The sequence below is a fragment of the Aeromonas finlandensis genome (assembly GCF_000764645.1).
Lineage (GTDB): Bacteria > Pseudomonadota > Gammaproteobacteria > Enterobacterales > Aeromonadaceae > Aeromonas > Aeromonas finlandensis.
Map to the genome: position 1 here is coordinate 21,890 of NZ_JRGK01000265.1, position 10,304 is coordinate 32,193.

Genomic DNA, 10,304 nt, shown 5'->3' on the forward strand with positions numbered 1-10,304 from the left:
AGTTGGATGGAAGGATTTGCCGAGCGCTTGCAGAGCCTGATCGGGGAGATGAGCGTGAGTGCCTTTGCCCGTAAGGTGGGGCTCAGTGAAGCGCTGATCCGCAAATATTTGAAAGGGGCCGAGCCAGGCCTGGCGCGGGCCAACCAGATCGCCATGGGGGCCAACTGCTCGCTGGAGTGGTTGGCGACCGGCTGCGGTTATCTCTACCGTCAGGCGGAAGTGGTGGACAGAGAGGCGCTGGCGGCGGCGCAGCAACTGCTGGGCGAGCAGCAACCCGGGGTGGGGTTGCCCGATGAGGAGGCGCTAGTCACCCTGCTCGCCTATTACCAGTTTTTGCGTACCCACAAGAAAGCGGACGGTTTTCTCGATCTGGCGCTGGCGCGGGAGTTTGGTCGCCATCTGGGGGAAGCGTGATGAGGGGCGTATTACCCTTTGGTCGTGTCACGGCGGGTTGATTATTCTGATACGCTCTAAGCAAGATAACTCTCCATGGAATGGGCGATGAGCTACTTGATCCTCGGAAGCGGTGCGCTGGGCTCGGCGCTGGCAAGAGAGCTGATGGCAAGGGGGGAATCCTTCCTGCTGGCCGGGCGCACCTATCCAAAAGGGATCGAGATGGGGGCCTTCTTCCCGCTGCAAGAGGTCGATGCGATCTCGTTTGATGCCCTGTTTACCCTCTACGATACCGATCCGCTTCCCTCCGTGGTCATCAACACCATCGGCTTGTTGCACGACGTCAGCTTTATGCCGGAGCGGCGAGTCGAAGAGGTGCACCCCAAATGGCTGTGCGACAGCCTGCTGGCCAATGCCTGGCCAACGCTGGCGCTGGCTGCCCGCTTCAGCCGGTTGATGAGGAATGACCATCCTCTGTGGCTCTGCGCCATCGCCGATCTGGCGGGCTCCATCGCTGCCAACCAGGAGGGGGGGCGTTACAGCTACCGGATGAGCAAGGCGGCTCTCGATATGGGGGTGAAAACCCTGGCTCTTGAGTGGGCGCAGCGTTTCCCGCAAGCGGGGGTGGTGGCGGTGGCGCCCGGTTTGATGGACTCCCCGATGAACACCCCTTTTCTGAGCGAGTTGTCTGCGGAACAACTGCAGGATCCTGCCGAGGTGGCGGTGAAACTGCTCAATCTCATCAACGTGTTATCGTTGACTCAATCGGGCCAGCTACTGGATCTCAACGGCCAGCCGCTGCCTTGGTAAATCCCGCCAACGGGTTCCCCCGACACCCATTTGCTTCACATTCTGCTCATGCGCCCCTTGCCAAGCGAGGGGCGCATGGCTAACGTCACTCTCCTGTTTCAGGAGGGATCTCATGCGCTATATCGATTTACGAAGTGACACCGTCACCCAGCCTACTGATGCTATGCGTCAGGCCATGCTCCACGCCGAAGTCGGTGACGATGTCTATGGTGAAGATCCGGGCGTCAACGCGCTGGAGGCCCATGGGGCCAGATTACTGGGCAAACAGGCTGCGCTGTTTGTGCCATCGGGCACCATGTCCAATCTGCTGGCGGTGATGAGCCATTGTCAGCGTGGTGAGGGGGCCATATTGGGGTCCGCCGCTCACATCTATCGCTACGAAGCGCAGGGGAGTGCCGTGCTGGGCTCTGTGGCCCTGCAACCTTTGCCGATGCAGCACGACGGCACGCTGGCCTTCGATGATATCAAGGCCGCGCTGGCCCCTGATGATGCCCATTTCGTCCAGACTCGCCTTATCTGCCTTGAGAACACCCACAACGGCAAGGTGCTGCCGCTCTCCTATCTGCAGGAGATGGGGGCATTCGTTGCCGAGCGTGGCTTGAAGCTTCACCTGGATGGCGCCCGGCTCTTTAACGCCGCCGTGGCCAGCGAAACCCCGGTTGAGGTGATCGCCGCGCCGTTTGACAGCATCTCGATCTGCCTTTCCAAAGGGTTGGGGGCACCGGTTGGCTCACTGCTGGTGGGCAGTCACGACTTCATCGCCCGTGCGCGCCGTCTGCGCAAAATGTTGGGGGGCGGCATGCGTCAGGCGGGCATTCTGGCGCAAGCCGGTCTGTTTGCTCTTGAGCAGCATGTGACCCGTCTGGCCGATGATCACCGCCGTGCCAAACGGCTGGCTGAAGGGCTGGCGGCGCTGCCGTGCATCGAGCTCGACCTCTCGCAGGTGCAGAGCAACATGGTGTTCCTGCGGCTGCGAGAGGGGGAATCGGCCCCTCTGCTCGCCTTTATGAAGGAGCGGGGGATCCTCTTCTCCGGTTACGGCGAGCTGCGGCTGGTGACCCATCTGCAGATCAACGATGACGACATAGAAGAGGTGATCGACGCCTTTACCGAGTATCTCGGCGCGCGTTGATAGTGCTTGGTGAGGTAGACGTTATACAGAGACTTGTTTATACCGAGATCACAGAGGGCGCCGCGGCGCCCTCTGTTATTTGCAGCAAGCTTAAGCCTGCCGCTGGCCGCTCATCAGCATGGCCTCATCGGTGGCATCGTAGATCATCACCGCGATGTGGGTCACCTGCCCGCCGAAATCGGCCAGTGGCACCAGGGTCAGGTTCTGGAACATGTGGGGGGCCGAGCCGGTAATGGGGCGGTAGTTGGAGAAACGCAGCAGATAGGGCTTCTGCTCCCAGGTGCTGAAGGCGCGGTTGTTGAGCTTGAAGACCATGTTGGCCTTGCGCTCGAACCAGGCTTTGTCCACATCGGGGAACAGCTCGAACAACACGCCGTCGCGCACTTCACCAGCCAGTCGACCGCTGTGGCTCTCCATAAAGCCGTTCCACACCTGTACCTTGTACTCCTTGTCGAGCACCACCAAGCCTACGTCCAGGTTCTGGACTATGTTCATCAGCCAATGAAATTCACGGATTTCCATAGTCACTCCTAGAGCATGTGCATGATTTTGTTGTTCATGGTGGCGATGGAATCTTCGGTAAACAGCAGCAGCAGATCACACTGCACCGCGTAATCCTGGATCCGGTAGTTGATCTCGATGGCGAGCGTACGGCGCCAGCGGCTCTTGTTGGTGTTGATCAGCTCGTTGATGGGTCTGTGCTGACCGAGCACCACCGGGTGGCCCTGACTGAAGGGGGTATCAAGCTGGTTGGCGTAGCCGCGCAGGAAGGCGCCGATCAGTACGTTGGCGGTATCCATCAACAGCTCCAGTTCGGCGGTGCGATCCAGCGTCCCCTGATGGTTCATCAGCTTGGCCAAATCTTTGAAGCTGGAGTCATGGAACAGGATCAGCGCTTCGCCGGCAATCCCCGCTCCGATAAAGCCCTGACAGACGGCGGAGAGGGTATCCGAATCCGCGGCAGCCGAGAGGGCCATGTGCAGCTCGGAGACCTCCAGCACGTTGACGTTGGGGATAGGCAGCACCACGAAGGCGTTGAGCAGACGGGCCAGCAAGTCGGCCGCCTGACCCATGGAGACGTTGGCCAGCTCCTGATAGACATCGCGAATTTCGGGGGTGATCTTGACGCCCACATCGGCTACCACCCCGTCGGGCAACTGCTCGGCGGCGCCCGCATGACCGCTCGGGGTGGCACTCCAGAAGCCGTGTTGTTTGAGCAGGGCGAGCAGGGTTTCGGGGGCGGCGGGTTTCTTGATGAAATCGAGCGCCCCCAGCCCCATAACCCGTTGATAGGCCTCTGGTTGGATATCGCCTGAGACCACGATCACTTTGTTGCGCAGCCCCTCCCGTTGGAGGGTCTCCAGCACGCCGTAACCGTCCATCTCTGGCATGGTCAGATCGAGGAAGATGAGATCGCCATGACCCATCAGCACTTGTTCGATCCCTTCGAGACCATTGGCCGCGTAGTGCAAATCGACTTTCCAGTCGGCCGGGAGCGCCCGCGCCAGCTGTTTGCGGGCGAACCCGGAGTCATCACATATCAATACATTCATGGCGTTAGGCAGGCTCTGTTGGCAACGGGTGCTATAAGTGTGGCCCGCTAACGGTCAGATGCAATGGGTGAGGCTATCACCTTGTGAAAATTGGTTGTCCCATTGCCGATTGCGATAGCGCGCTGAGTATTTTTCAACAAATTCAACGAACATCTTAACACGCAACGGGGCGAACTGGTGCTGGCAACACAACATGTAGAAGGGGCGATTGCCAGTTTGCCAGTCGGTCAGCACCGGTACCAACTGCTCGTCATGGAGGAAGCTGCTCAGATAGTGCAGCGGGGCGTTGACGATCCCCAGATGGCGCCGGGCTGCGCGCACTGCGGCCTGCGTCTGGTTGACGGTCAGTTTGGCGTTGCGTTTGATGCAGACGCTCTGGCCATCCTTGTCAGTCAGCTGCCAGTGCTGGTGTGGCCAGCAGTAGATGAGATCGTGCTCTTCCAGCTGGTTGGGGTGGGAGGGGGTTCCCTTCTTGGTCAGATAGAGCGGCGAGGCAAACAGACCGTACTCGATATGACCGAGACAGATCGCATTGGGCAGTGATTGGGGCAGCTCACCGTTGAAGAACACCAGATCCCGATCATTGTCGAACAGGTGCTGGTGATCATTGGTTTGGGTGATATCGAACTGTACCTCGGGATAGTCCAGCCCGAATTCGGCCAGCATATCGATGAGGATGGTGTTGGAGAGCGCGATCGGCGCGGCTATCCGGATAAGTCCGGTGATGTCGGCCTCTTTACCCTGGATCTCGCTGGTGGCCTGCTCGATTTGTGCGAGCGGCGTGCAGAGACGTTCGTAGTATCTGAGCCCATCATCGGTAAGACGGAGTTTGCGGGTAGAGCGATGTAGCAGGGAGCAGCCCAAGTGCTCTTCCAGCTGGGAAATGCGTCGACTGATGGTGCCTGTAGGCATGCCCAGTGCGGCTGCAGCGTGGGAGAATCCCCCCTCTTGCACCACCTTGACGAACAGGTAGAACTCTTCGATGTGCTTCATAAACGCTGTTCTGGGTGTAACAAGGGGGCAACCATAAAAAGAGCGTCCCTGGTTGGCAAGCGTAATTCAGCGTTTAATTGATCTGGATTCGATTTCTGCTGATACCTTTTTTCCGCCGTGGTTTGTTTACGAATTGGCTACATCCTGGTGGCAGCATTGAACTCGTTACTTTTGCAGTGGGCGAGATGATGAAATGATTTTTTGGCGATGAATTGGCTTTTGTGGTTGGTGTGGTCGTACCTGATTGTGCTGCTGGCAAGCCATATCGACGCCCGATTAAAGTGCGATGATGATCACATATTCACGTTTTGCCCTTGTTCTGCCGGATAATGAGTAAGAGGTATTTAAGTTCCTTGTCAATGCAGAAATATTGTTCGTACTGGTGTTTTTTTGCCTGTTTATCCATCCGCTTGGTTAATTAATAGAAGTTTCGTGAACTGAATGACGACTATTTTTGTTGTTGATGTAAATGTTAATAATAAATTTGTTGCCACGCACGGCGACATGATTTGGCTGGGTCTCGAGTGGGTAGCTCTTAGTGCTTGTTTTTACTGGGGAAAAAAGTTAAAAATCGACAGTGTAATTTGCTCGGTTTAACAGGAATATTGGCAGAGACCTTCCCTGTATCACTGGATATGCCCTCCTGTTATTGATTTCTGAAATAGTGTGTTTGCTCTTGGCCATGTTAATAAATGGTGGCAGAGAGGTGTTTGCACCTTGCATTCTGCATATGGCGGTTTGCTAGATTTGTTTTCCGGTTAACCAGTGACCACCCAGCATGAATGACCTTGACCAGATGAATACGCTTGACGAACGGTTACTGAAAACCATGGATGTTCTGCATACTCCGATTTGGGTTTATGACATTGAACATCACCAAATTTTCTGGGCAAACAGCGCCGCGCTCTCCGTGTGGGAGGCGACGTCTCTCGACGAACTCTGCTCCCGCGACTTCTCTGCCGATATGGCAACCGCCATCGATCTGCTGCTGCAGCGCTATCTGGGTGATTTTCAGCAGGGGCGCAGTTACAACGAGTGGTGGACCCTCTCCCCAAAGGGGGTCAAGAAGCAGATCTATCTGCGCCTCTCCGGTATTCAGCTGGCTGGCCGGCTGATGATGATGACCGAAGCGGTGCTCGACTCCGATACGCTCTATCAGGAGTCCTCTCTGGCGACCGGCGACACCCTGGCCTGCCTGTTTGATAGCCGGGGCGTTTTCGAGAGTGGCAACTATCACTTCGAAATGTGTTTCGGTCACCAGGTCGCCAAGCTCTCCCAAGTCTTCTCCGGCAATGATGACAGCTTTTACCAGAAGCTCTCCCGTCTCGATGAGGTGGTGACTGAGGGGGAGTGCCGAACCCTCAAGGGGATGCGCTGGTTCCAGTATCAGTTCCGCTATATCCAGCAGGGGGCCCGCATTCTGCTCACCATGCGGGACATCACCGATCGCAAGCTTGAAGAGCTGGAACACCGCCATCTCGCCTGGCACGACTCCCTGACCGGTTTGCTCAATCGCTATGGGTTGATGAAATCGCTCGAGGCCTATTGCGGGCTTGGCGAGCGTTTTGCGCTGGTGTTCATGGATCTCGACAACTTCAAACTGGTCAACGACAACTACGGCCACAAGGCGGGGGATCGCCTGCTGGAGCGGGTCGCGGGAAGGCTCAAACAGATTTGTCCGCGGGATGTGGAGCTGGCGCGCCTTGGCGGTGATGAGTTCACTGCGCTGGTGCCGCTGGGCAATCAGGGGGATCGGGCGCAAGAGGTGGCCGATCAAATGCTCACCCAGATGACCAAACCGCTGCAGCTGAGCGGGCTGCCGGAGGTGACCATCGGCGGCAGTATCGGTATTGCCATCTATCCCGATGATGCGGACGATGGGAACAACCTCATCACCCGTGCCGACATGGCAATGTATCAGGCCAAACAGATGGGACGGTTGCGCTGGCAGCGCTTTACCCCCAGCATGCAGCAGACCCTGCAACGCAAGCTCAATCTCAAGCAGTTTCTGGCCAAGGCTATCGGCCGTCAGGAGTTGAGCCTCTGTTATCAGCCGCAGGTCGATGCGGCCAGCAAGCGCCTGATCGGTTATGAAGCGTTACTGCGCTGGTATAACCCGGTGCTTGGTCATGTCTCGCCGGTGGAGTTTATCCCGCTGGCCGAAGAGATGGGTCTGATCCGCGAGATCGGCAGTTGGGTGCTCTCCACCGCGCTGGCGCAGGTAGCCAGCTGGAAGGCGCGCTTTAAGAAGCGAGTCCCCGTTTCCGTCAACTTGTCCGGTTTCCAGCTCTCATCTTCCCTGCCAGGACAAGTCCGCAATCAGCTTGAAAAGCATGGGGTGGATGCCTCACTGCTGACGCTGGAACTGACCGAAACCGTGCTGATGCTCGATATGAAGGGGTGCCTCGGCATTCTGGATGCGTTGAGCGAGCAGGGGATCAAGATTGCTATCGACGATTTTGGCACCGGCTACTCATCCCTTGCTTACCTGAATCGCTTGCCCATCGACACGATCAAGCTGGATCGAACCTTCGTGGTCGGGCTCAATCTGCCGGTGATCCGGGCGACAGCTGCCATGGCGACCAACCTTGGGTTGGGGATCATGGCGGAAGGGGTGGAGGAGCCCCATGAGCTGGCCGCCTTGCAGACTCAGGGGTGCCATGTATTCCAGGGCTACCTCTTCAGCAAACCGCTGACCGTGGCACAGGTCGAGGAGAGTGGCTTCGTGGTTGATTGTCAGGTCGGGTGTTACCCGCTTGACTGATTGACGCACAGATAGCCAGCTGACTGTACGAGGGAGCCTTGGGCTCCCTCGTTTTTTTCGCTATGGTGTTACCTCATTTTGGAGGTGCCATGAATCCGACCATCGATCTTATCCTTTCCCATCGCTCCATTCGCCAATTCACGGCTGAGCCCATTGCCCCCGATCAGCTGAATGCCATTCTTGCCGCTGCCCAGAGCGCATCCAGTTCCAGTTTCCTGCAGGTGACCAGCATTATTCGGGTGACGGCATCCGAGGCGCGCCAACAGCTGGTCGTGCTGGCGGGTAACCAGCCCTATGTGGCACAGGCGGCGGAGTTTCTGGTGTTTTGCGCCGATTACCATCGTCATTCCCAGATTGTGTCCGAGGCCCAGACCGGTTATGCGGAGCAACTGCTGATCGGTGCCATCGACGGCGCCCTGATGGCGCAAAATGCCCTGCTGGCGGCGCAGTCGCTGGGGCTGGGCGGGGTCTATATCGGCGGCATTCGCAACCATCCGGCCGAGGTGAGCGAACTGCTCGGCTTGCCCCATCAGGTGATCCCGCTGTTTGGTCTCTGTCTCGGCCATCCGGCCCAGCAGCCGGAGCAGAAGCCCCGCTTGCCCAAGGGGCTGGTGGTGCATCAGGATCGCTACCAATGTGAGCTGGATCATGACCTGCTGGCCCAATACGATCAGCAGATCGCGGCTTACTATCAGGCCCGCAGCAGCAACAACAAGCAGCAGACCTGGAGCGGCCAGATCCGCACCATTCTGGGCAAGGAGTCCCGTCCCTTCATGCTGGGCTTCCTGCAATCACGGGGCTTTAACCTCAAGTAATGGCGCTGATGGGCGATACTATGGGGAGGTGACCACTATGGTCATCAACCCTGATCCTCCCATCTCTCCCTGAGACCGGGAGCACAGCTTGGCGACACATCGTGGGCAAGGGGGGATCTGCAGGCTACCTTAAGTGGGTAAGCTGTTGTAGGATCACGCAATTGGATAGGGACAGGGGTTTGGACATCCTATGATTTTAACTTTGGTATTGCTGTCTATCGGCGCACTCCTGTTTTTGGTTATCGCCTATAACGTGGTGCAGCAATATAAACAGAAGGCGGAGGCGGACAAACGTCATGCCGTAGCCAGACACAAAACGGTGGCTGACGAGACCGAAGAGGTGCTGCTGAACGTCAATCTGGTGCCTTTCTCCAAGAATATGGTGTTGCTGCTGCAGCACCGGATCCTTGATGCCTATCGCGCCATCGCTCAGGTGATGCCCAACAACCAGATAAAACAGCGCATTGCCGATGTGCAGAGTCAGATAAAAAACGTGCAGGAGAACTACAGCGCGCAGGATGAGGGGCATTTCAAAACGCCGGAGTCTGACCGCCAGGCGATCCAGATGCTGCAACTGGTCAAGAAGATGCGCGCCGTGCTGCGGGTCGAACACAACAAGGGCAAGATTGACCCCCAGGGGTTTGCTCAGGAAGAGCGCCGACTCGAACTGATGCAGCTTAAAATCAATATCTCCAATCTGGTCAAGCGGGCGATGGATGCCCGTATTCAGGGCCAATATGGCACTTGCCGCCAGCTCTATACCAAGGGACTGTCGGCGATGGCCAGCGTGAGCGACAAGGATCCTTACCTGATGGCCCGCGAAGAGGATATGCGCCAGGGGCTCAAGGAACTCGAAGAGCTGCAGCAGCAGAACAGCGCGCAGGATCTGCAAAACATCAAGGACAAGGAAGCCGACGAGCTCGATATCCTGTTTCAACCCAAGAAGAAATGGTAACCATGTCTCATCCACTCGATTCCACACTGGGGCCAATGGCCCCATTTGTTTCTCAGCTGTTGGCCGAACTGGCCGCCAGTGGCGTCACGATTCCCCAGCCAATGGTCGATCACCTCTGTTATCGGGCGGCCACCTTGCAGGAGTACCGCGCGCTCTGTGCTGTGCTGACTGAGGCGGGCTCCTTGCTGGTGGAGGGGATGATTGGCAGTCGTCCCATCGCCACTTATCAGTTGCATCAGCCGCTGCTGGCTGGTGAGGTGCTGGTGCCCTGTATCGAACTGGCTGCGCCGAAACCGGGTCGTGACCATCAGGCGGGACTGGAGCATATCGAGCTGGTGGTCGCCTCACTGCAGGCGCTGGTGGCGCACTATCCCGAGCTGCCGTTCAAAACCGGCAACATGTTGGATACCCGTAACCCCGATATCGGGTTGATGTTGCCCTCCGGTCAGATCAAGTTTCACCTGCGCCCGCTGGCTGAGGTTATCGCCGAAGAGGTGGCGACCGGTGCGGTGGTGGCGGTGCCTGCGGATTATTTTGAGCATGATTGATTGTGCGCACAATGCCGTGCGAGCCGGACAGGCTCTTGAATAACTCGACAAAAGGGGTCACCGGTGTGACCCCTTTTGCTATCTGGCGGTTCTTGACTGCGAGATGGCTATCGGTCCCTGCTTGCACAGATCCCGTTACCCGTGCCGGTGGGGTTGCTGGGCAGACAGTGGCGATTCGCTTCGCAGCTTGAGTCGACCGAGCCAGAGGCTCAAGCCTGCCGTCAGGATGAGGACCAGTTCAATCCCCATGACCAATCCTCCAAGCTCACCCCGTTCCCAGAACGGGTGCAAGTAAAGCCCACCCAGACTGGCCCCCAGATAGTAGGCCACCAGATAGAGGG

At 57.6% G+C, this 10,304-nt stretch carries 10 protein-coding genes and 1 pseudogene; 7 read left to right on the forward strand and 4 right to left on the reverse strand.

The window, feature by feature from the left end; translation table 11 throughout:
• Positions 1 to 6: 6 nt before the first annotated feature.
• The 3 genes from LD28_RS0114305 to ltaE all read left to right on the forward strand — a co-directional run bounded on the left by LD28_RS0114305 (position 7) and on the right by ltaE (position 2,335).
• Positions 7 to 414, forward strand: coding sequence for a helix-turn-helix domain-containing protein (locus LD28_RS0114305; protein WP_033137628.1), 408 nt, complete (start codon positions 7 to 9; stop codon positions 412 to 414).
• Positions 415 to 501: 87 nt separating this feature from the next.
• Positions 502 to 1,203 (forward strand): SDR family oxidoreductase, encoded by a 702-nt coding sequence (locus tag LD28_RS0114310; protein ID WP_033137629.1) that lies wholly within the window; start codon positions 502 to 504, stop codon positions 1,201 to 1,203.
• Between the two features lie 112 nt (positions 1,204 to 1,315).
• On the forward strand, positions 1,316 to 2,335 hold the full coding sequence (gene ltaE / locus LD28_RS0114315) for a low-specificity L-threonine aldolase (protein ID WP_033137630.1): 1,020 nt from the start codon (positions 1,316 to 1,318) through the stop codon (positions 2,333 to 2,335).
• A 90-nt stretch (positions 2,336 to 2,425) separates the two neighbouring features.
• On the opposite strand, the gene LD28_RS0114320 is transcribed toward ltaE, so the two are convergent.
• The 3 genes from LD28_RS0114320 to LD28_RS0114330 are packed head-to-tail and all read right to left on the reverse strand — an operon-like array spanning position 2,426 to position 4,881.
• Positions 2,426 to 2,857 carry a PAS domain-containing protein gene (locus LD28_RS0114320; protein ID WP_033137631.1) on the reverse strand — a complete coding sequence of 144 codons (432 nt, stop codon included), beginning with the start codon at positions 2,855 to 2,857 and terminating at the stop codon, positions 2,426 to 2,428.
• 8 nt (positions 2,858 to 2,865) lie between these two features.
• The gene (locus LD28_RS0114325) at positions 2,866 to 3,888 is read right to left on the reverse strand and encodes a response regulator (protein WP_033137632.1); all 1,023 of its coding nucleotides are present in this window, start codon (positions 3,886 to 3,888) and stop codon (positions 2,866 to 2,868) included.
• A 54-nt stretch (positions 3,889 to 3,942) separates the two neighbouring features.
• Positions 3,943 to 4,881: a LysR family transcriptional regulator gene (locus tag LD28_RS0114330; RefSeq protein ID WP_033137633.1), complete on the reverse strand. Its 939-nt coding sequence runs from the start codon at positions 4,879 to 4,881 to the stop codon at positions 3,943 to 3,945.
• 829 nt (positions 4,882 to 5,710) lie between these two features.
• On the opposite strand from LD28_RS0114330, the gene LD28_RS0114335 reads away from it, so the two are divergent.
• From LD28_RS0114335 to LD28_RS0114350, 4 genes are all read left to right on the forward strand, one after another.
• Positions 5,711 to 7,645 (forward strand): putative bifunctional diguanylate cyclase/phosphodiesterase, encoded by a 1,935-nt coding sequence (locus LD28_RS0114335; RefSeq protein ID WP_033137639.1) that lies wholly within the window; start codon positions 5,711 to 5,713, stop codon positions 7,643 to 7,645.
• Between the two features lie 89 nt (positions 7,646 to 7,734).
• Entirely contained in the window at positions 7,735 to 8,460 is a 726-nt protein-coding gene (gene nfsA / locus LD28_RS0114340) for an oxygen-insensitive NADPH nitroreductase (protein ID WP_033137634.1), read from the forward strand.
• A gap of 190 nt (positions 8,461 to 8,650) precedes the next feature.
• Positions 8,651 to 9,415: a hypothetical protein gene (locus tag LD28_RS0114345; protein ID WP_033137635.1), complete on the forward strand. Its 765-nt coding sequence runs from the start codon at positions 8,651 to 8,653 to the stop codon at positions 9,413 to 9,415.
• A complete protein-coding gene (locus tag LD28_RS0114350; protein WP_033137636.1) occupies positions 9,409 to 9,963 on the forward strand; it encodes a VOC family protein in 555 nt (184 codons plus the stop codon). The genes LD28_RS0114345 and LD28_RS0114350 overlap by 7 nt, the downstream gene beginning before the upstream one ends.
• A gap of 135 nt (positions 9,964 to 10,098) precedes the next feature.
• On the opposite strand, the pseudogene LD28_RS0114355 reads toward LD28_RS0114350, so the two are convergent.
• A pseudogene (locus LD28_RS0114355) lies at positions 10,099 to 10,304 on the reverse strand (MFS transporter); the annotation flags it as partial.

Bases quoted from the DNA above. Each gene is read 5' to 3' on its own strand.
- LD28_RS0114305 (WP_033137628.1), top strand. From the start codon at position 7: ATGGAAGGATTTGCCGAGCGCTTGCAGAGCCTGATCGGGGAGATGAGC.
- LD28_RS0114310 (WP_033137629.1), top strand. From the start codon at position 502: ATGAGCTACTTGATCCTCGGAAGCGGTGCGCTGGGCTCGGCGCTGGCA.
- ltaE (WP_033137630.1), top strand. From the start codon at position 1,316: ATGCGCTATATCGATTTACGAAGTGACACCGTCACCCAGCCTACTGAT.
- LD28_RS0114320 (WP_033137631.1), bottom strand. From the start codon at position 2,857: ATGGAAATCCGTGAATTTCATTGGCTGATGAACATAGTCCAGAACCTG.
- LD28_RS0114325 (WP_033137632.1), bottom strand. From the start codon at position 3,888: ATGAATGTATTGATATGTGATGACTCCGGGTTCGCCCGCAAACAGCTG.
- LD28_RS0114330 (WP_033137633.1), bottom strand. From the start codon at position 4,881: ATGAAGCACATCGAAGAGTTCTACCTGTTCGTCAAGGTGGTGCAAGAG.
- LD28_RS0114335 (WP_033137639.1), top strand. From the start codon at position 5,711: ATGGATGTTCTGCATACTCCGATTTGGGTTTATGACATTGAACATCAC.
- nfsA (WP_033137634.1), top strand. From the start codon at position 7,735: ATGAATCCGACCATCGATCTTATCCTTTCCCATCGCTCCATTCGCCAA.
- LD28_RS0114345 (WP_033137635.1), top strand. From the start codon at position 8,651: ATGATTTTAACTTTGGTATTGCTGTCTATCGGCGCACTCCTGTTTTTG.
- LD28_RS0114350 (WP_033137636.1), top strand. From the start codon at position 9,409: ATGGTAACCATGTCTCATCCACTCGATTCCACACTGGGGCCAATGGCC.